The organism is Nocardia sp. CDC519 (assembly GCF_059509835.1).
Genome location: NZ_CM183377.1, coordinates 2027906 through 2048330 on the forward strand (window position 1 = coordinate 2027906; position 20425 = coordinate 2048330).

Sequence of the window (20425 nt, forward strand, 5' to 3'; positions counted from 1 at the left end):
AACGGCCCGGCCGTGGTGATCGCGGGCCCGTTCGGCCGAGCCGCAACCATCTATCGACGAGTAATGTACCGCTGAATAACGGCACGATCAATAGGTATATGATCCGGATGTTGGCCGGTGGCCCGGCTCACCGTTGACGAGGGGCGACCGGCCGGGAATAACCGGATGCCGGTGACGGCTATCCTTTACTGGTCATGAAGTCGGGTTTCCCGGGTCCGGTCAACGCTGCGCCCAAGACGGTCTACCTCGATCATGCGGCGACCACACCCATGGTGCCCGCCGCCATCGAGGCGATGACGGCTGCGCTGGGACTGGTCGGGAACGCCTCGTCGCTGCACGGATCGGGACGGGCGGCGCGGCGGCGGGTGGAAGAGGCGCGCGAATCCATCGCCGCCGATCTGGGCGCGCGGCCGTCGGAGGTCATCTTCACCGCGGGCGGCACCGAAAGCGACAATCTCGCGGTCAAGGGCATCTACTGGGCCCGCCGCGATGACGATCCGCGCCGCACCCGCATCATCGCCAGCGCGATCGAGCATCATGCCGTGGTCGATACGGTCGAATGGCTGGAACAGCACGAGGGTGCCAGCGTGACGTGGTTGCCCGTCGACGCCGACGGTGTGGTGTCGGTGACCGCCCTGCGCGCGGAGCTGATGGCGCACGCCGATGAGGTCGCGCTGGTGAGCGTCATGTGGGCGAACAACGAGATCGGCACCATCCAGCCGATCGCCGAACTCGCCGCGGTGGCAGCCGAATTCGGCGTGCCCATGCACAGCGACGCGGTGCAGGCGGCGGGGCAGGTGCCGATCGACTTCGGCGCCAGCGGACTGTCGGCGGCGAGTTTCGCCGGGCACAAGGTCGGCGGTCCGCACGGGATCGGCGTGCTGTTGCTCGGCAGGCAGGTGCCGTGCGTGCCGCTGCTGCACGGTGGCGGGCACGAGCGCGATCTGCGGTCGGGCACGGTCGATGTGGCCGCTGCGGTCGGTCTCGCGGCCGCCCTGCACGAGGCGGTGAGCGAATTGCCCGCACGCACCGTCGAATTGACGCGGCTGCGCGACGAACTGATCGCCGGCGTGCGGGAGCTGATCCCCGACGCCGTGCTCAACGGCCCGCACGACGAGCGCAGGCTCGCAGGCAACGCGCACTTCACCTTCGCAGGCTGCGAGGGCGATTCGCTGCTGATGCTGCTCGATGCCGCCGGTATCGAATGCTCCACCGGCTCGGCCTGCAATGCCGGGGTCGCCTCGCCCAGCCATGTATTGATCGCGATGGGCGTCGAGCCGTGGCAGGCGCGCGGATCATTGCGTTTTTCGCTGGGGCACACCAGTACCGGCGCGGATGTGCAGGCGCTGCTTGAGGTGCTGCCGCAAGTCGTCGAACGAGCCAGGGCCGCGGGCCTGGCCGGTGCGAAGGGAGGCCTCTGATGCGAGTACTCGCCGCGATGAGCGGTGGTGTGGATTCGGCGGTGGCCGCCGCGCGCGCCGTCGACGCGGGCCACGAGGTGGTCGGCGTCCATCTGGCGCTGTCGGCCACACCGGGCACGTTGCGCACCGGTTCCAGGGGCTGCTGCTCCAAGGAAGATGCCGGTGACGCCCGCAGGGCGGCCGATGTGCTCGGGATCCCGTTCTATGTCTGGGATTTCGCCGACCGCTTCAAGGAAGACGTGATCGACGATTTCGTGGCGGCCTACGCGGCGGGGGAGACCCCGAACCCGTGCCTGCGCTGCAACGAGAAGATCAAGTTCTCCGCCTTGGCCGATCGCGCGATCGCCCTCGGTTTCGACGCCGTCGTCACCGGCCACTACGCCCGCCTGTCCGATGGCGTGCTGCGCCGCGCGGTGGACGCCGACAAGGACCAGTCCTATGTGCTGGCCGTGCTGACCGCCGAGCAGCTCTCGCGGGCCATGTTCCCGGTCGGCGACACCCCGAAGCCGCAGATCCGCGCGGAGGCCGCCGAGCGCGGACTCGCGGTCGCGAACAAGCCGGACAGCCACGACATCTGCTTCATCCCCTCCGGTGATACCCGCGCGTTCCTCGGCGCCAAGATCGGCATCCGGCCCGGTGCCGTCGTCGATTCCGACGGCACCGAACTGGCCACCCACGACGGCGTGCACGGCTTCACCATCGGCCAGCGCAAGGGCCTCGGTCTGCCGGGCCCGGCCGCCGACGGCAAGCCGCGCTACGTCACCGAGATCGACCCCGACTCGGGCACCGTGAAGGTCGGTTCGGCCGAGGAGCTGCAGGTGTGGACGATCGAGGCCGATCGCGCGATCTGGACTTCGGGTTCGGCGCCGGATGGTCCGATCGAATGCGTGGTGCAGGTGCGCGCGCACGGCGGCACCGCCCCGGCGGTCGCCGAGGCCACCGGTTCCGGCTTGACGGTGCAGCTGCGTGAGCCGCTCACCGGTGTCGCCCGCGGCCAGGCCGTGGTGCTGTACCAGCCCGACGCCGACGGCGATCGGGTGATCGGCAGCGGCACCATCGCGGCGACCGCGCGCACGGCCGCGTCCGGCGCGCATCGGTGACCGACACCGTCGTCGCCCGGTGGCCGGGCCTGCCTGGTGCGAGCTGCGACATCGCGGGCGAGGGTGAACTGTGAGCACGGAAACACGAGCGGGCCTGCCCGCAGGCGTCGCGACCGCCATCGGCTCATGGCCCGGCACCGATCCGCGCGAGGCGGCCGCCATCTCGGTGGGTGAAATGCCGGGTCTGCCGCATCTGGTCGAGCTGCCCGACCGTGGGGTGGGCGCCGACATGATCGGCCGGGCCTCGGCGCTGCTGGTCGACCTGCGGTTCGACACCACACCGCGCGGCTACCGGCTCGCGGACCGCCCGGGCGCGACCTCGCGCCGCGCGTCGGATCTGCTGCGCACCGATCTCGACGCGCTCGACGAGGCGTGGGAGACGGCGGGCCTTCGCGGCTCGGGCCGCACGGTCAAAGTGCAGGCCGTCGGCCCGCTGACGCTGGCCGCCGAGGTCGAATTGCGCTCCGGGCACCGGGCGCTCACCGATCCGGGCGCGCTGCGCGATCTGTCCGCCTCACTGGCCGAGGGCCTGGCCCAGCACGTGGCCGACGTGGGCAAACGCCTCGACGCCGAGGTCGTGCTGCAATTGGACGAACCCGACCTGACCGCGGTACTCAATGGATCGCTGCGCGGCGCCAGCGTGCTCAATACCGTGCGCGCACTGCCGGAACCCGAGGCGCTCGCGTTGCTCGATGCCGTCATCGCCGCACAGAACGTTCCCGTCCTTGTCCACACCTGCGCCGCCCCGCCCGCCCTGCCATTGCTGCGGCGTTGCGCCGCGACGGCCGTCGGCTTCGATCTGGCCACCATCGGCACCGCCGAACTCGACGCCATTGGCGAGCTCCTCGATGGCGGCACACAGCTGGTCCTCGGCCTGGTGCCGACCGCCGCGCCGGCCACGCCGCTCGGCTGGCGCGAGATCGCCGAGCCCGGAGTGCGTTTGATCGACCGGCTCGGCTTCCCCCGCCGCACCCTCGCCGACCAGATCCTGGTGTCGCCGGCCTGTGGTCTGGCGACGGCGCCGCTCGATTGGGCTCGGCGTGCGCTTGCCCTCGCCAGGGACGTCGCGACCGCATACTCCGATGAACCGGAGTCGCTGTCGTTCGACGGTTAGACCGGCGGCACGCCGAAGGGCCTCGCGTCGGCGTATCCGCCCGGTGCGCGGTTGCGGCAGCGCGTGGACGTGCGTGAACGTGGCGGGAATTGTCGGTGGGCTCGGCTAATGTTCGACTCGTGAGTGACACCGGAAGCCCCGCCACCTCAGCGCCCGAGGAGACCGTGCCTGCCATGGATGCCGCCGCGCCGGCTGCCGAGTCCGCGAGCTCGCAGCAGCGTCAGGAATGGCAGCAACTGGCCGACGAGGTGCGCGAGCATCAGTTCCGCTACTACGTGCGTGACGCTCCGATCATCTCCGACGGCGAGTTCGACGCGCTGTTCCAGCGGCTGCTGGCCATGGAGGAGGCGCATCCGGATCTGCGCACGCCCGATTCGCCGACCCAGCTGGTCGGCGGCGGTTTCGCCACCGATTTCACCGCTGTCGACCATCTCGAACGCATGCTGTCGCTCGACAACGCCTTCGATTTCGACGAGCTTCGCTCCTGGGCCGCGCGCGTGGAGGCCGAAACCGGGCCGGGCCTGCACTATCTGTGCGAGGTGAAGATCGACGGTGTCGCGCTGAATCTGGTGTACGAGAAGGGCAAGCTGGTGCGCGGCGCCACCCGCGGCGACGGACGCACCGGTGAGGACGTCACCCTCAATGCCCGCACCATCGACGACATTCCCGGCGAGCTCACCGCCCACCCCGATCACCCGATTCCGGATCTGCTGGAAGTCCGCGGCGAGGTGTACTTCCGGCTCGAGGACTTCGAGACGCTGAACGCCGCCATCGTCGCCGAAGGCAAACCGCCCTACGCCAATCCGCGCAATACCGCCGCGGGTTCGCTGCGCCAGAAGGACCCGTCGGTCACCGCGCGGCGGCGGTTGCGGATGATCTGCCACGGCTTCGGCCGCATCGAGGGATACACGCCGAGTTCGCAGCACGAGGCCTACAACGCGCTGGCCGCGTGGGGGCTCCCGGTGTCCACGCACACCAAGCTGGTGCAGGGCGTCGACGCGGTGCTGGAACGGGTGGCCTACTGGGGCGAGCATCGCCACGATATCGAGCACGAGATCGACGGCCTGGTCGTCAAGGTCGACGAAATGGCGCTGCAGCGCCGACTCGGCTCCACCTCGCGGGCCCCGCGCTGGGCCATCGCGTACAAATATCCGCCCGAGGAAGCCACCACCAAGCTGCTCGATATCCAGGTCAATGTCGGCCGCACCGGCCGGGTCACCCCGTTCGCGGTGATGGCGCCGGTGAGCATCGCCGGGTCCACCGTCGCGATGGCCACCCTGCACAACGCCTCGGAGGTGCAGCGCAAGGGTGTGCTCATCGGCGACACGGTCACCATCCGTAAAGCCGGCGACGTGATCCCCGAGGTGCTCGGGCCCGTGGTCGACGCCCGCACGGGCGAGGAACGCGCCTTCGTGATGCCGACCCACTGCCCCGAATGTGGCACCGAACTCGCCCCGGAGAAGGAAGGCGACGCCGATATCCGCTGCCCCAACCAGCGGTTCTGCCCCGCCCAGCTGCGTGAACGGGTCTTCCACATGGCCGGGCGCGGCGCCTTCGACATCGAGGCGCTCGGCTATGAAGCCGCCGTCGACCTGCTCAAATCCGGGGCCATCACCGACGAGGGCGATCTGTTCGACCTCACCGATGAGCGCCTGCTCACCACCTCGCTGTTCGTCAACAAGAACGGCACACTCTCCACCAACGGGCGCCGGTTGCTCGACAATCTCGCCGCGGCCAAGAACCGCCCGCTGTGGCGGGTGCTGGTCGGGCTGTCCATCCGCCACGTCGGCCCCACCGCCGCCCGCGCGCTCGCCGCCGAATTCGGCAGCCTGGAGCGCATCAGCGAGGCCTCGGTCGAGGAGCTGTCGGCCACCGACGGCGTCGGCCCCACCATCGCCGTCGCGGTCGCGCAATGGTTCACCGTCGACTGGCATCGCGCCATTGTCGACAAATGGCGGGCCGCCGGGGTGCGGATGGAGGACGAACGCGACGAGTCCATCGAACGCAACCTCGAAGGCCTGTCGATCGTCGTCACCGGCTCGCTGGAAGGCTTCTCCCGCGACGGTGCCAAGGAAGCGATCATGGTGCGCGGCGGTAAGGCCGCCGGCTCGGTATCGAAGAAGACGGCCTTCGTCGTGGTCGGCGATTCCCCCGGATCCAAGGCCGCCAAGGCCGAGGAACTCGGTGTCCCCATTCTCGACGAAGACGGTTTCCGCACCCTGCTGGAATCGGGCCCGGACGCGGTGCGGCCCGCGTCGAGTGAGATCGAGACGCCCGCCGAGTAGCGCGCGGGATGGGGGGACGACTCGACGAGCGCGGCCGGTCGACCGGCGCTGTCCTAGCACCGGCCCAGCGGCTCGCCCCGGATTTCTACCGGCTATGGGGCGCCTACACGGTGAGCCAGATCGGTAGCGCGCTCGGCGCCGGCGCGCTACCGATGGTGGCGATCCTCGTGCTCGACGCCTCGAACCTGCAGGTGTCGTTACTGGCGGCCATGGCAGGCGTGGCGAGCGCGGCCATCGCGCTGCCGATGGGTTCTTTCATCGATTTCCGGCGGAAACGCCCGATCATGGTGTGGGCGGACCTGCTCGTCTTCGCGGCGTTGGCCAGTGTGCCCGCGGCCGCATGGCTCGGTGTGCTCACCTACGCGCAGCTGTCCGTGGTCGTCACGGTGCAGACGGTGTGTGCGATCGTCTTCAACGCCGCCAACAGCGCGTACCTGAAATCGCTTGTGCCGCAGGAGCAGCGAATCGGCGCCAACAGCCGGATGGAGACGACGTTCTGGACCGCCTCCACCCTTGGCGCGCCGGTCGGCGGCGCGCTCATCGCGATCTTCGGTCTGACGCTCACCGTCCTCATCGACGCCGTCAGCTATCTGCTCGCGGCGCTCGGAATCCGCAGCATCCGCACCCCCGAGCCGAACCCGCCCGGCCGACGCCCGCACCGTCATCGGCTCGCCGAGCTCCGCACCGGCTGGGCCGTTATCTTCGGCCATCCGGCGCTGCATCGGCTGTTCTGGAACGCGATGGTCTTCGGCGGGTCCATCCTGATGACCACACCGCTGATGGCGCTGCTCATGCTGCGTGAACTGGGTTTCGCGCCTTGGCAATACGGGCTCTCGCTCGGCCTGCCATGCGTGGGAGGGTTGATCGGGTCGATCTGCGCACCCGGACTGGTCCGCGCCTTCGGCGAACGGACCGTGCTGCTCGGATTCGGCGCCCTGCGCACCTGCTGGCTCGCGCCGCTGCTGCTCGCCGGCCCGAACCCGCTCGGCCTGGTCATCATCATCGCCACCGAAACCCTGCTGCTGTTCTGCGCGGGTGTGTTCAACCCGGTGTTCACCACGTTCCGGATGAACAACACCGCCGACGGGCAGACGGCTCGGGTCGGCACCGCGTGGTCGATCAGCTCTAAATGCGCGCAGCCGCTGTTCATCGCCGCCGGTGGTTTGCGTCGCGGCCGCGGTCGGGCTGCGGGTCGCCATCGCCGTCGCCGCGATCGTCGTCATCGCGAGTTCGGTGCTGCTTCCCTGGCGCCACATGCCACCGGCACAGCAGTGACGTTCAGCGGGCCGGTTCGGACGGCAGCCAGGAACGGCCGGGCTCGGTCCAGTTGTTGGCCTTGATCATCCGGCGCGCGGCGCGCTGGTTGCGGCCGATCAGGCGATCCAGGTAGAGGTGGCCGGCCAGATGGTCGGTTTCGTGCTGGAAACAGCGGGCCAGATAGGCGGTGGTGGCTTCGATGGTGACCGGGCTTCCGGTGACGTCGACGCCGGTGATCTTCGCGTACCCGGCGCGCCCGGTGGGGAACCATTCGCCGGGCACCGACAGGCAGCCTTCGAGGTCGTCGTCGGGGTCGGGCATGGTCTCGGGCAGCGCGGAGGTCTCCAGGACCGGGTTGATCACGTGTCCGCGGTGGTGGACGCCCTCGTCGACCAGGTCGTAGACGAATGCCGCGCGGGGATCGCCGACCTGGTTCGCGGCGAGTCCGGCGCCATTGGCCGCGGTGTTGGTCTCGAAGAGGTCGTCGATGAACGCGCGCAGTTCGTCGTCGAACACGGTGACCGGGGTGGCCGGTGTGGTCAGCCGGGGATCGCCCGCGATGAGGATGGGTCGCACAGTCATGCAATGCAGAGTACTCAAATCCGAGTACTCGTGGCAGACTGGCACGGTGAACGAGACTCGGCTGTTCGTCCTGGCCGCACTGGCCAAACGCGGCCCCATGCACGGCCATCAGCTGCGCCGCGATGCCCGGCTCGACCGCGCCGACCTGTGGTCGCGGGTCAAACCCGGTTCGCTCTACAGCGCTCTGCACCGGATGGCCGACGAAGGCCTCATCCGCGCGCTGCGCACCGAGCAGCCCGGCGCGCTACCGGCTCGCACCGTCTACGAGGTCACCGACGAAGGCTTGCGGGAATTGCGCGCACTGCGCGATGAAGCCTTCACCGAGATCGACATCCGGCCCGACCCTGTCGATCTCGCCCTCGCCGTCAGCGCCGATCTCGACCGGGAACTGTTGCGCGGTTACCTCGACGACCGGATCGCCGCCCTGCGGGCCCGCGCCTCGCACATCGAACACCTCCTCGATCGGCGCTGGCCGGATCAGAGCGCGGCCGACGACCTCATCGCCGAGCACGCCCGCATGCGCATCCGCAGTGAAATCGACTGGCACAAAAAGGTCCTGGCAGATCTGGACAAGCTCGATCAGCCGCACTGATCCGGCGACGCGGCCCCCTCGCCGCACCGGTCTGTGGTCGAGCCGGGTGACGGCGGGTGGCGCCGCGCCCGTCTCCCACTGACTGGACACACCGCTGCCTCCGCCGATCCGCCGACCCTACTGTGACCCGCACCACGCCGATGACGTAGTTGCCGAGCACAGGAGAACCGGATGAGCGCCCGCGTCCCCGTCACCCCGATCGCCGCCGCCGATATCGCGGCCTACGACCACGAAACAGACGTTCTCGTGGTCGGTTACGGCTGCGCGGGAGCCGCCGCCGCACTCGACGCCGATGCCGCCGGGGCCGAGGTGATCCTGCTGGAACGGCAGAGCGGCGGTGGCGGTTCGTCGGCGCTGTCCGGCGGTGAGATGTATCTCGGCGGCGGCACACCCATCCAGCAGGCCTGCGGATTCGACGACACCGCAGCGGATATGGAGAAGTTCCTGCTCGCCGCGCTCGGACCCGACGCGGACCAGGAGAAGGTGGGGCTCTACAGCCGCGAGAGCGTCGCGCATTACCAGTGGCTGACCGGACACGGCGTACCGTTCAAGCCTTCGCTGTGGGATTCGCCGACCTGGGTGCCGCCCACCGACGACGGTCTGATGTGGATGGGGGAGAACGCCTATCCGTTCAACGAGATCGCCACGCCTGCCCCGCGCGGGCACCGCGTCACCTCCGACGGCTTCGGCGGCAAGGTGCTGATGGCGGTGCTGAGCGAGGCCGTGGACCGCACCGATATCGCGGTGCACACCGATACCGCCGCGCTGCGGTTGATCGTCGACGGCACTCGCGTTGTCGGCGTGGCGGCGCGGCATTTCGGTGCCACGGTGACCTACCGGGCGCGCCGCGGCGTCGTCCTCACCACCGGCGGGTTCGCCGACAACGCGGAGATGCTCGCCCAGCACGCGCCGCAGCTGGTGGGGCTCGGCGTCAACAGCGACGGCGGCGACGACGGACGCGGCATCGTCATCGCGCAGGCCGTCGGCGCGGCGGTGAAGCACATGTCCGCCGGACAGGTCGGCATCTCGCTGGTGCCGGGGATGATGGTGCGCGGCATGATCGTCAACGATGTGGGCCAGCGGTTCATCAACGAGGACGTCTACCCCGGTCTGGTCGGCCAGGCCGCCCTGTTCAAGCACAACCTGCGGGTGTGGGTGATCCTCGACGAGCAGGCCTACGAAGAGGTGCCGGTCGACGAACGCTGGGGCGTGCAGCCACATTTCGTCGCCGAGACCCTTGCCGAACTCGAGCAGGAGATCGGCATGCCCGAGGGCGCGTTGCAGCGCACCGTCGGCGAATACAACAGGTACGCCGAGCGCGGTGAAGACCCGTACTTCCACAAGTCGGCGCGCTGGCTGCGGCCGCTGCGCTCACCGTTCGCCGCGATCGACGTGCGCCGTGGCATGGCCCCGCCCGAATACGGTGACGGCGGGACCGCGGGCGGTGGCGCCGAGGTGTTCACCATCGGCGGGCTGCGCACCACCGTCGACGGGCACGTCCTCGATCTCGACGGCGAGCCGATCCCCGGCCTGTTCGCCGCGGGCCGGGCCACCTCCGGCCTGCACTCGTGGGGCTATATCAGCGGAACCTCGCTCGGCGACGGTACCTTCTTCGGCCGCCGCGCGGGCCGGGCCGCCGCGGCGCAGTAGCCGCGCCTGCCGCGAGCCGATGTCGCGATAACCGCGCGGAGCGGGAAGGATGGCCCGCATGCTGCGCAGTTTTCAGGTGACCAATCACAAATCGCTGGCCGACCGGCAGGAGTTGCGGTTGAGTCGCGGATCCGGCCCGGTCGCGGTGCCGGTGACGGCGGTCCACGGCGCCGCGGGTGCGGGCAAGTCCAGCCTGATCGACGCGCTCGGCCAGATGCGTGACGCGGTGCTGCATTCGGTCACCGGCTGGGATCCGTATGCGGGGCCGGTGCGTTCGCCGCATCTCGGGTTCGCCGATCGGCCGACCGAGTTCGTGGCCTCGTTCGTGGCCGAGGGCTGCCCGTACACCTATGGCTTCGCACTCGACAATGCCGACGTCATCGCGGAATGGCTGTACGCGCACCCGCGTTCGCGTAAGCGGATCGTGTTCGAGCGCACGGGCGAACAGATCAAGATCGGTCCGATGTTCGAGGCGGCGCGCTACGGGATCAGCGCGCTGGCGCCGCTGGTGCGGCCGAACTCGCTGCTGCTGAGCCTGGCGGGGCAGATGTATGCCGAGGCGCTGGTGCCTGCCTACCGCTGGTTCGAATCGATGCTCGAGGTGCAGCGCGGGCCGGTCGAACCGGAACGGGTCGAGCACCTGGTGGGCAGCCACATCTCCCGGTCCGCGGAGAACGCCGCCCGGCTGCTGACCCTGCTGCGCACCGTAGACCTCGGCATCACCGATCTGCTGATCGCCGAGAACGATCCGCTCTACGCCGATTACCTGCGCGAACTCGACGTCGATATCGCCGGGCTCACCGAGCAGGCCGAGCGGGCGGTGTCTTCACCCGCCTACGCCGAGTCGCTGCTCAGCGATAACGGCGTCACCCCCGTGCTGCTGGAACGCGAGCTGACCAATCTGAAGAACGCGCGCGACGCTCTCTACGAGCGGATGGTGGACCGTCGCGGTGTCGGGCTGCGGCTGGTGCACGAGGGCATCGACGTCCCGTTCCACATCGGCGACGAATCCACCGCCACGCTCACCTTGCTGCGGCTGCTGCCGACCATGCTCGACGCGCTCGACTCGGGCAAGGTGCTGGCCGTCGACGACATCGGCGGGCAGCTACCCGCCGAGGAGACCGACCGGCTGATCCAGCTGTTCCAGAACCCCGAAACCAATGCCCGTGGCGCCCAATTGATCTTCACCACCAACAACCGCACTCTGATCGACCGGGGCAACGGCCGGTCGAGCCGGACCCGCTCCTCGGTCTGGCAATTGCGCCGCACCGAGCACGGCACCAGCGAACTCACCCAGCGCTGAGCGCCGTCGCCGGCCGGGTCGCCACTAGGCTGTGCTCATGCTGGAATTCGCGATGCTGGTGATCATGGTCGGCGCTCTGGCCGGGATGATCGCGCTGGTCCTGCGCGGCCGTCGCGGCGTCCGGCTGTCCGAGCCGGAGGTCGGCACGCTCTATGTCACCGGGGTGAGTCCGCGCCCCGACGACCTCACCGGGGAGCAGTACGTGACCATCACCGGCAACCTGACCGGTCCGATGGTCGAGGGCGCGGTCGTCTACGGCCGCTTCGCCTGGGACGTGAACAACTGGCCGTCCATCGGCGACACCTTCACCGTCGCCTACCCGCCGGGCAAACCGGACAAATGGCAGCTGTACAGCCCCGGCGCCGCGGGGTAGCCCGGCGCCCGCCCCGGAGCCGGGCGCGCTCGCGATGGCAGGATGCTGGCATGGGTGTGAATGCCGAGCCGATCGTCCGGGACGCACTGCCGGGGGAGTACGCGACAGTGTCGGAGCTGACCGTCGAGGTGTACGTCGGCGAGGGTTATGTGCCCGCAGGCAACCCTTACGTGCACGAACTCGCCGATGTCGAGCATCGGGCGGCGTCGGCGCAGGTGCTGGTGGCGGTGCACGAGGATCGAGTGGTCGGCTCGTTGACCGTGGCCCGCCCGGGGACGCCGTATGCGGAGATCGCGCGGCCCGGCGAATTGGAGTTCCGGATGCTCGCCGTCGACAAACGTGCCCGCGGTCTCGGGGTCGGGACGACGCTGGTGCGGACGGTGATCGAGATGGCTGCGGCGCAGGGGTTCGACGCGGTGGTGCTGACCACGATGGCGCCGATGGTCGACGCCAGGCGCATCTACGACCGATTCGGTTTCGTCCCGGTGCCCGAACGGAATTGGCACACCGAGGACGGCCAGCCGCTCACGGTGCTGCGCTTGCCCCTGGCCGGCTGAGCGGAGGGTTCGGTCGTCGCGTCGAGCCGCGGATCAGCCGAGGACAGTGGCCACGATGCCGGCCAGATAGCCGAGCCGCGCGACCTCCGAGGGCCGGAAGTCGGGTCCGCCGGGGCGTCCGAGCAGCAGCACCTTGCTGGAATCGCCCAGCGGGGCGGCCGCGAGTTTGGTGTCCATATCGCGCCAGATCTCGGGCACCCAGTCGGCCTCGGGATCGAGCACGGTCGGCTTGTTCAGTGGCATCCACGGCGCCGAGGAGGCCTGGGTTTCCGGGGCACTCTGGCTGCCGACGACGCGGTAGGCGCCCTGCGGGCCGAGGTCGAGAATGGTGCTCCAGCCGACGCGCAGCACCCGGGGCGCGCCGTCGACGAGCACCTGTAATCGGTCGTCGCGGGCGCTGGCGACCTGGTCGATCAACTCGAGCTCGCGGTGGGTGTCCAGCACTCCGGAGTACGGCCGGATGGAATCGACGCGCACATCGCTGATCGATTCCGCGGCGGTGATCAAGGTGTCGGGCAATGCCCCCGGCGACACCTCGACGACCAGATCGTCGACCGCGAAGCCTGCCCCGCGTTCCACGACATCCAGGGAGAGGATGTCGGCGCCCACGGAGCCGAGTGCGAGTGCGAGTGCACCGAGGCTTCCCGGACGATCCGGAAGTTGCACGCGGAGCAGGTAAGACACGTGCTGTCCTTTCCTTGGCGGCCGAGCCTGGCGAACGTATACCCGGTCTGGCAATCCTTACACCCTCGAGCGCCGGTTATCGAGTCGAAAGTTTCCGTGATCCACTCGGTTTGCCGATGCTTCCGGTGATTTCAGCATGTCGGTCGGATGTCTCGTAGATGTATCGAACATGAACCAGTCGTGAACGAAGCGGTGTCGATCCATGGCGTGCCGCCGGCGCGATGAGGGCTGCGGTGGGCGATGTGCCGACCGGATACCTGTCTCGGCGCGTGACCGGCGCCGGCGTCGGCGCGACCGAGGGAGCGACGCGCTGGGCGCGGGAAGGGCGCGGCGGGCCGGTCGCTAGGCTATGCGTGGCTGTCGCGTATGCAGCGGTGTCAGACGCTGTACGCAACGCACGTCCGTCCACGCGCAACTTTCGAAAGGGGTCCGCGGTGCCCGCCATCTCCCGCGACGAGGTCGCCCACCTCGCCCGGCTGTCCAGGCTCGCCCTGACCGACGACGAACTGGATCAGTTCGCCGGTCAGCTGGATTCGATCCTCAGCCACGTGCGGACCATCTCCGAGGTCGCCGCCGCCGACGTCCCCGCCACCGCCTCGCCGAACCCGGCGACCAATGTCACCCGCCCGGACGTGGTGGTGCCCGGCCTGACCCCGAACGAGGCCCTCTCGGGTGCGCCCGCGGTCGAAGAGCAGCGGTTCATGGTGCCGCAGATCCTCGGGGAGGAAGAATGAGTTCAGCATCGCAGAGCGATTCCGTGAGGGGCGGTGGCCGGGCGACGGGTGGGCGCGACTTGACGCAGCTGTCGGCGGCGGAGCTGGCCGGCAAGATCCACTCCCGCGAGGTCACCTCCACGCAGGTCACCCAGGCGCATCTGGACCGCATCGCCGAGGTCGACGGCGAATACAACGCCTTCCTGCACGTCGCCGGTGAGCAGGCGCTCGAGGCCGCCGCGGCGGTGGACGCCGCGCTGGCCGCGGGGCAGGCGCCGGCCTCCCCGCTGGCCGGAGTTCCGTTGGCGCTCAAGGACGTGTTCACCACGACCGATATGCCGACCACCTGCGCGTCGAAGATCCTGGAAGGCTGGGTGTCGCCGTACGACGCCACGCTGACCACGCGGCTGCGCGAGGCGGGAATCCCGATCCTCGGCAAGACCAATATGGACGAGTTCGCCATGGGTTCGTCCACCGAGAACTCCGCCTACGGGCCGACCAAGAACCCGTGGGACACCACCCGCATCCCGGGCGGATCCGGCGGTGGTTCGGCCGCGGCGCTGGCCTCGTATCAGGCGCCGTTGGCGATCGGCACCGATACCGGTGGCTCGATCCGGCAGCCCGCCGCGGTCACCGCGACCGTCGGCACCAAGCCCACCTACGGCACCGTCTCGCGTTTCGGCCTGGTCGCCTGCGCGTCCTCGCTGGATCAGGGCGGCCCGTGCGGGCGCACGGTGCTCGACACCGCGCTGCTGCACGAGGTGATCGCGGGCCACGATCCACGTGATTCCACCTCGCGCGATGTGCCCGTCCCCGCGGTGGTCGCCGCGGCGCGCGCCGGCGCGAGTGGTGATCTGCGCGGGGTGAAGGTCGGTGTGGTCAAGGAATTGCATTCCGACAGCTATCAGCCCGGTGTGCTCGAATCCTTCGATGCCGCCGTCGCGGTGCTGAAGGAGCTCGGGGCCGAGGTGATCGAGGTGTCGTGCCCGCACTTCGAATACGCGCTGTCCTCGTACTACCTGGTCATGCCGAGCGAGGTGTCGTCGAACCTGGCCCGCTTCGATGCCATGCGCTACGGCCTGCGCGTCGACGACGACGGCGCGCACAGTGCCGAACAGGTGATGGCCGCGACCCGCGCCGCCGGTTTCGGTCCCGAGGTCAAGCGCCGCATCATGATCGGCACCTACGCGCTGTCGGCCGGCTACTACGACGAGTACTACGGCCAGGCGCTCAAGGTCCGCACCCTGATCGCCCGCGATTTCGACGCCGCCTACGAGCAGGTCGACGTCCTGGTCTCGCCGACCAGCCCGTTCACCCCCTGGAAGCTGGGTGAGAAGGTCGACGACCCGCTGGCGATGTACCTGTCGGACCTGTGCACCCTGCCCACCAACCTGGCCGGTCATCCGGCGATGTCGGTGCCGTCGGGGCTGAGCAAGGACGACGGCATGCCCGTCGGCCTGCAGATCATGGCGCCGGCGCTGGCCGACGACCGGCTGTACCGGGTGGGTGCGGCCTATGAGGCGGCCAGGGGCCCGATCGCCTGAGTTCGCGATGATCCCGCACCGCGTTCCTCCGGTGCGGGATCGTCCGGTCAGGAGGCGTGCAGGCGCTCGGCTTGTCGCGCAACGCCTTCGGTCATGCCGGTGAACCCGCGCCGCAGCGCCTTGCCGAGCGCGAGTTCCACGACCGGCTTCAACCAGCCGCCCAGTTCGAAATGCGAGTCGTAGCGGGTGCGGTCCGGTCCGAGCGCGGTGACGGTGTGGGTGCGCCTGCTGTGCAGCGCCCCGAACGGCACCGGCTTCATCGAATAGCTGAACTCCTCGCCGGGAGTGTGGCTGGTGATGAACTCACGCTGGCGTCGCGGCTTCGAGCCGGTGAGGTGGACGACCATGTCGATCGGCGCGCCGACCTCGAGGGTGGAGCGGCATTCGCTGACGAAGGGGTTCCACTCGCCATATCGCTCGAATCCGGTGATCACACCCCACACGACATCGGCGGGTGCGGCTATCTCGACTGTTCCGTCCACGACAAACACACCCAAAACTAGAACCTGTTTCACAGTGGGGTCAACCCCTGCCTCAGCAGTCGGGCAGTGCGGTGCCCTGGTCCGCGCCGTAGCGGTGACCGTGCCCGGGTGGGGCGTCCAGGGCGGCGAGCAGGTCGGCGGTGGTCTGCAGGAAGCTCACCACCGGCAGCCAGCCCGGTACCGGCGCGTCCACGCGCGCGCCGCTCAGATCCGGGGCACGCCACAGCAGCGACGGCGACCAGTGCACCACCGGGTCGGAGGAGTTGGCCAGCACGGTGGCGCCGGTGCGGTGCACGGACCCGACGGGCGGCCCGGCCCACAGCACCGAGCAGGTGCGGCGGTCCTGCTCGGCGGCGTCGGCGAAGATCGCGCTCCCGCCCAGCGCGCCGAGGCTCTGGCCGTAGACGTGCAGGTGCGGCTTCACCGCGAGGCCGGCGATGCGTTGCTCTACCGCTGTGAACAGGGCCCTCGCGGATTCGGCGGCGGCGTCACGGCCGAACAGGAACGTCGCCCAGCTCGGCGCGTAGGAGTACTGCAGGCCGACCAGCGCGACGTCGCCGTGGAAGCGTTCGTCGAGGCCTTTGATCGCATTGGCATCGATCCATCCCGACCCGGTGGGGACCGCGATCACCACATGCGAGCGCGTCAGCCCGCCCGCCCGTTCCAACTCTCGAACCGCCAGCGCGACACGGGAATCCAGGTCTGGCGCCGACTGCACGCCCACGTACACCCGCACCGGCCCGAGCGGCTCCCCGGAGACGAACCGCCTGCCCTCCGCGCCCAGTGACGGCCAGCTGACCGCGGAATCGGCGCTACCCGAACGCGTCGCCGAGACCGGGCGCGGCACCTCGGGATCGATCGCGGCATTGGCGCTTGCGTACGCGCCGCGCCGCCAGTCGACGATCGAGGGCACACCGAGCAGACCGAGCGCCGCGGCCACGACCACGCCGACGGCGATCGTGCGAGTGCGGCCGAGTGTGCGTACCACCCAGGCGGTTCCGCGAGCCAGGCCGTAGAGCGCTCCGGCGATCGCCGTCGCCCCGAGCGCGCACCACAGCCAGTATTCCGGTCCGATCGCCGGGGTTCCCATCGCCGCGCGCAGCCGGTTCTGCCAATGCCCCGCGTGTGCCGTCGCGGCGGCGATCAGCATCGCCGTCGCGCCGAGCACCGGCATCCGCCACCGGGACAGGTCCCCGGCCACACCACACCTGCGCAGGATGAAACGCCCGACGCCCGCGACCCCGAGCACGAGCGCCACCAGCAGGCCCGTCAGCACCGCCTGAGCCATCGGTGTCCGCGGCAGCAGACCGGGCGCGAGGGACATCAGCGTGCCGGCGCCGACGGCCAGTGTGGTGCCGATGCGCGGTGCCCGGAGGGCCTGCCCGCGGCGCCCGCGCGGGACCGGTCTCTCGCGGCCACGGCGATGACGCGGGGGCGCGGCCGTCCGGGCGCGACGGAGCCGAGGCGCCGCGACGCTAGCCCCCGGCGAATTCTGAAGGCCGACAAGGGCCTTGGGTGCGGTGGGGGACTGTTCGCGGGTGGCCGCGGCATGTGCCCGCCTGCTCGAACCATCCGGCGGCCGGGTGGCCGGTTGCGGTCGGCGGTGGGTCGGCCGCTCGGACGCGCGAACGCGGGCGGTCAGGGTCGTGGAATCGCTCATCGGGCAACCTCTGCTGTGCTGAAAGGAATGTCGACGGTGCCGGCGGAAGGGTGGACGGGGGCAGCTGATGGTGGTTTCGGTGCCGCTCAGATCGCCGGGACAGGTGCGGCGCCCCACGACGCCGGGCCGGCCGGCCGCGTGCGCGCGATCGCGCGACGTCCACGGCCGAGCACGATGACGCCGGTGAGCGCGGTGGCGGTGAGCGCGGCGCCTCCGAACAGCCAGGGCCGGGCGGACGTACTCGCGCCGGCCCCGCCGAGGAAGGATTCGGTGACCGGGACGCCATAGCCCTGCCGACGCGAATTCAGGTCGACAAAGGTGTCGGCGACCGCGGCCATGGTGTGGCAGCGGCCCCGGGCGAAGGGTGCGGTCCGGGTATCGCAGGCCAGGCTCATCCGCTCACCCAGCCTGCGGTCGATCGCCTGTCGCGCCCACGGGCCCAGCGGTGCGCCCTGCCGATCGGCATACCGCAGCAGGTCGTAACCGAGGTCGTGTGCCTTGCAGGCGGTGTCGAACTCGGTGGGCAACGGCACCGGTGACGAGCAGTCGCCGTGCGGGGCGACCAGCAGCCCGTCGACCAGCGCGGGGCGGTAGCCCATCACCTCGGCGAAATCGGCGGGGACGGCGGCGGCCGAACCGGGGCCGCCGGAGGTGAGGTCGGTGACAGCGGCGGTGGCCGAGGGGTCCTGCGGGACGGGCGCGATGGTCGCGGCCTGCGCGGCGGGGGCCAGCATGACGGTGGCCGCCATGGTCGTCAGCGCGGCGGCGGTCAGGGCGGCGACCCGGCCGCGGCGCACTCGGCTGGCGCAAGGGCGGGCGGGGTCGGCCGGCGTCGACGGGCGGAAACCGCGACGGGCGCTGGTCGGTGTGCTCATGATCATCGACGCTAGGAACGCGCGGTCTACCGGGGCGTCCCGCCGCGGAGCGGTTCGCGGGCCGTGCCTGCGGGGGAGCGGTCACCCGGGGTAGGACCTGGGTAGGGGGTCGGAATTCATCCGCCGGTATGAGGCCCACCCGGGCCGGAGTTCCTAGGGTCGTAGCTATGACGGACCCGACTGTCGCGACTACCGACCTCAGCACCCCCGCCGCCCGGCGCCGCGCCCGGCTGCGGCAGCTGAACGCCAGGATGTGGTTCGACCTGTTCACCGTGCTCGCCGCGGTGGTGCTGTTCACCGTGGCCTGGCCGACGCTGCACCTCACCCACGACGTGCCCGCCGCAGTGCAACCGTTCCTCGCCGCGCTCGCGGCCTTCCCGGTCCTGCTCGTCCGGCTCAACCCGTCGCTGGGCTGGGCCATCTCGGCGGGCTCTGCGCTGGTGATCGCCCTGGCGATCCCGCACACACCGGGCAACGACATCCCGTTCCAGGTCGTGCACATCATCACCCTGCACGTGCTGCTGTTCGCGGTGGCGCTGCGGGCGCCGGTGCCGATGATCGTGGTGGTGTGGGGCGCGACCTCGCTGCTGCTCGGCACCACCATGGCCGGTGACAGCGCGTTCTCCGAGTCGGTGTGGGCGTGGCCGGTGTCCTTCGGCGCCATTGTGCTGTTCGCGCTGCTGATCCGGTGGCTGGTGCAGTCGCGCCAGCTGCTCACCCAGCAGGAGGAGGCCAACGAGCTGGAACGGGCCCGGCGCGCCATTCTGGAGGAGAAGGCGCGCATCGCCCGCGATCTGCACGATGTGGTGGCCCACCACATGTCGCTGGTGGTGGTGCAGGCCCAGACCGCGCCCTACCGGGTGGAGGGCGTCACCCCGGCCGCGCGCGCCGAATTCGAATCCATCGGGTCCACCGCCCGCGAAGCGCTCAACGAGATCCGCGGCATGCTCGGCGTGCTGCGCAGCGACGGCCAGCTGCCCGAACACGCGCCGCAACCCACCGCCGCCGACGTCGAGACGCTGTTCCTCGGTGCGAGCCGCGCCGGCGTCGCGATCGACTGGAACGTGGACGGGCCGCTGTCGGCGGTGTCGGATACGACCGGCCTCGCGCTGTACCGGATCGTGCAGGAATCGCTGTCGAACGCCTCCCGGCACGCGCCGGGCGCCGCCGTCCACGTCCGGATCACCGTGTCCGCCGATGTGGAGATCGTGGTGAGCAACGATCCAGGGGCCACCGCCGCCCGCCCGGTCGGCAACGGCGGCCACGGCATCACCGGTATGCGGGCCAGGGCGCTGGCCGCGGGCGGTGAGCTGACCGCGAGTCCGCGCGCGGACGGCGGCTTCGAGGTGCACGCCCGGCTGCCGATCGGCCCCGCCCCGGCACTCGGGGTGCCGTCCTCGACGAGCGTCGAATCGGTGGGCTGAGACCGGATCATCGCCGGGTGGGCGAAGGATGCTGCCCGTGCGCGTCATCGGTCCCGGCGCGGGACGTGGCGCAGGGCGCTTGCTTCCGCCGACGGCAATTAGGGTGGGCGCGTGGCTATAACGGTTCTGATCGCCGACGACCAGGCGATGGTGCGCCAAGGCTTCGGCGCCCTGCTCGCCGCGCAACCCGATATCAGTGTGATCGGTGACGCGCCCGACGGGAAGGTCGCGGTGGCGGAGGCCAAACGGCTGCGACCCGACGTGGTGCTGATGGATGTGCGCATGCCCGAGATGAACGGTCTCGACGCCGCCCGCGCCATCCTCGCGGCCGGCTTCGATCCGCCGGTGCGGGTGCTCATGCTCACCACGTTCGACATCGACGACTACGTCTACGAGGCGCTGAGCATCGGTGCCAGCGGGTTCCTGCTCAAAGACGCACCTGCCGAGGAACTGGTGCGCGCGGTGCGGGTGGTCGCCGACGGTCAGGCCCTGCTCGCGCCGACCGTCACCCGCCGCCTCATCGCCGACGTCACCAGCCGCCGCGCCGCCGCCCGCGCCAAACCGGCTCCCGCCCTTGCCGCCCTGACCCCACGTGAACGGGAAGTGCTCGAGCTGATCGCCAAGGGCATGTCCAATACCGAGATCGCCGAGGCGCTGTTCGTCGCCGAGCAGACCGTGAAGACCCACGTGTCGAAAGTGTTCGCCAAGCTGGACCTGCGCGACCGCGCCCAGGCGGTGGTACTCGCCTACGAATCCGGGCTCGTCACCCCTGGTTGATGCGTTGACCGCAAACGCGTCGCGGCCCGGTA

The 20425-nt window shown here is 70.1% G+C and carries 19 protein-coding genes; 14 read left to right on the plus strand and 5 right to left on the minus strand.

Annotation, left to right across the window (positions count from 1 at the left end; genetic code table 11):
* Positions 1–194: 194 nt before the first annotated feature.
* The 5 genes from AC5W7N_RS09015 (at position 195) to AC5W7N_RS09035 (ending at position 7260) form a co-directional block, all read left to right on the plus strand.
* Positions 195–1421 carry a cysteine desulfurase family protein gene (locus tag AC5W7N_RS09015; RefSeq protein ID WP_495923506.1) on the plus strand — a complete coding sequence of 409 codons (1227 nt, stop codon included), beginning with the start codon at positions 195–197 and terminating at the stop codon, positions 1419–1421.
* The gene (gene mnmA / locus AC5W7N_RS09020) at positions 1421–2521 is read left to right on the plus strand and encodes a tRNA 2-thiouridine(34) synthase MnmA (protein WP_163817193.1); all 1101 of its coding nucleotides are present in this window, start codon (positions 1421–1423) and stop codon (positions 2519–2521) included. The genes AC5W7N_RS09015 and mnmA overlap by 1 nt, the downstream gene beginning before the upstream one ends.
* A 70-nt stretch (positions 2522–2591) precedes the next feature.
* Positions 2592–3635, plus strand: coding sequence for a methionine synthase (locus tag AC5W7N_RS09025; protein ID WP_195019771.1), 1044 nt, complete (start codon positions 2592–2594; stop codon positions 3633–3635).
* Positions 3636–3808: 173 nt separating this feature from the next.
* Positions 3809–5920: an NAD-dependent DNA ligase LigA gene (gene ligA, locus AC5W7N_RS09030; protein ID WP_495924063.1), complete on the plus strand. Its 2112-nt coding sequence runs from the start codon at positions 3809–3811 to the stop codon at positions 5918–5920.
* An 8-nt stretch (positions 5921–5928) separates the two neighbouring features.
* Positions 5929–7260 carry an MFS transporter gene (locus tag AC5W7N_RS09035; RefSeq protein WP_495923507.1) on the plus strand — a complete coding sequence of 444 codons (1332 nt, stop codon included), beginning with the start codon at positions 5929–5931 and terminating at the stop codon, positions 7258–7260.
* Here AC5W7N_RS09035 and AC5W7N_RS09040 read toward each other — a convergent pair.
* Entirely contained in the window at positions 7199–7759 is a 561-nt protein-coding gene (locus AC5W7N_RS09040) for a peptide deformylase (protein WP_495923508.1), read from the minus strand. The genes AC5W7N_RS09035 and AC5W7N_RS09040 overlap by 62 nt on opposite strands.
* Before the next feature lie 46 nt (positions 7760–7805).
* Here AC5W7N_RS09040 and AC5W7N_RS09045 point away from each other — a divergent pair, with 46 nt between their 5' ends.
* The 5 genes from AC5W7N_RS09045 (at position 7806) to AC5W7N_RS09065 (ending at position 12234) form a co-directional block, all read left to right on the plus strand.
* Complete coding sequence (locus tag AC5W7N_RS09045) at positions 7806–8351, plus strand: PadR family transcriptional regulator (protein WP_495923509.1); 546 nt, start codon at positions 7806–7808, stop codon at positions 8349–8351.
* 171 nt (positions 8352–8522) lie between these two features.
* Positions 8523–10001 carry an FAD-dependent oxidoreductase gene (locus AC5W7N_RS09050; RefSeq protein WP_495923510.1) on the plus strand — a complete coding sequence of 493 codons (1479 nt, stop codon included), beginning with the start codon at positions 8523–8525 and terminating at the stop codon, positions 9999–10001.
* 58 nt (positions 10002–10059) lie between these two features.
* A complete protein-coding gene (locus AC5W7N_RS09055; RefSeq protein ID WP_163817205.1) occupies positions 10060–11304 on the plus strand; it encodes an AAA family ATPase in 1245 nt (414 codons plus the stop codon).
* Between the two features lie 37 nt (positions 11305–11341).
* Entirely contained in the window at positions 11342–11677 is a 336-nt protein-coding gene (locus AC5W7N_RS09060; RefSeq protein WP_163817207.1) for a hypothetical protein, read from the plus strand.
* Positions 11678–11727: 50 nt separating this feature from the next.
* Entirely contained in the window at positions 11728–12234 is a 507-nt protein-coding gene (locus tag AC5W7N_RS09065) for a GNAT family N-acetyltransferase (RefSeq protein ID WP_163817209.1), read from the plus strand.
* Positions 12235–12267: 33 nt separating this feature from the next.
* Here the strand turns inward: AC5W7N_RS09065 and AC5W7N_RS09070 are convergent, their stop codons facing one another.
* On the minus strand, positions 12268–12918 hold the full coding sequence (locus AC5W7N_RS09070; protein ID WP_036538548.1) for an ACT domain-containing protein: 651 nt from the start codon (positions 12916–12918) through the stop codon (positions 12268–12270).
* Positions 12919–13352: 434 nt separating this feature from the next.
* Here AC5W7N_RS09070 and gatC point away from each other — a divergent pair, with 434 nt between their 5' ends.
* Together gatC and gatA are read left to right on the plus strand one after the other, a co-directional pair.
* Positions 13353–13652, plus strand: a complete 300-nt coding sequence (gene gatC / locus AC5W7N_RS09075) for an Asp-tRNA(Asn)/Glu-tRNA(Gln) amidotransferase subunit GatC (protein ID WP_163817211.1) — start codon at positions 13353–13355, stop codon at positions 13650–13652.
* A complete protein-coding gene (gene gatA, locus AC5W7N_RS09080; protein ID WP_195019766.1) occupies positions 13649–15175 on the plus strand; it encodes an Asp-tRNA(Asn)/Glu-tRNA(Gln) amidotransferase subunit GatA in 1527 nt (508 codons plus the stop codon). Before gatC ends, gatA begins: the two co-directional genes overlap by 4 nt.
* 47 nt (positions 15176–15222) lie before the next feature.
* Here gatA and AC5W7N_RS09085 read toward each other — a convergent pair whose 3' ends face one another.
* The 3 genes from AC5W7N_RS09085 to AC5W7N_RS09095 all read right to left on the minus strand — a co-directional run bounded on the left by AC5W7N_RS09085 (position 15223) and on the right by AC5W7N_RS09095 (position 18192).
* Positions 15223–15657: an SRPBCC domain-containing protein gene (locus AC5W7N_RS09085; RefSeq protein WP_324197329.1), complete on the minus strand. Its 435-nt coding sequence runs from the start codon at positions 15655–15657 to the stop codon at positions 15223–15225.
* 52 nt (positions 15658–15709) lie between these two features.
* Positions 15710–16945 (minus strand): alpha/beta-hydrolase family protein, encoded by a 1236-nt coding sequence (locus tag AC5W7N_RS09090; protein WP_495923511.1) that lies wholly within the window; start codon positions 16943–16945, stop codon positions 15710–15712.
* Between the two features lie 458 nt (positions 16946–17403).
* Entirely contained in the window at positions 17404–18192 is a 789-nt protein-coding gene (locus tag AC5W7N_RS09095) for a hypothetical protein (RefSeq protein WP_228807031.1), read from the minus strand.
* Between the two features lie 167 nt (positions 18193–18359).
* On the opposite strand from AC5W7N_RS09095, the gene AC5W7N_RS09100 reads away from it, so the two are divergent.
* Positions 18360–19616 carry a sensor histidine kinase gene (locus tag AC5W7N_RS09100; RefSeq protein ID WP_163817218.1) on the plus strand — a complete coding sequence of 419 codons (1257 nt, stop codon included), beginning with the start codon at positions 18360–18362 and terminating at the stop codon, positions 19614–19616.
* Positions 19617–19727: 111 nt separating this feature from the next.
* A complete protein-coding gene (locus AC5W7N_RS09105; protein ID WP_036538541.1) occupies positions 19728–20393 on the plus strand; it encodes a response regulator in 666 nt (221 codons plus the stop codon).
* The last annotated feature ends 32 nt before the right edge of the window (positions 20394–20425 follow it).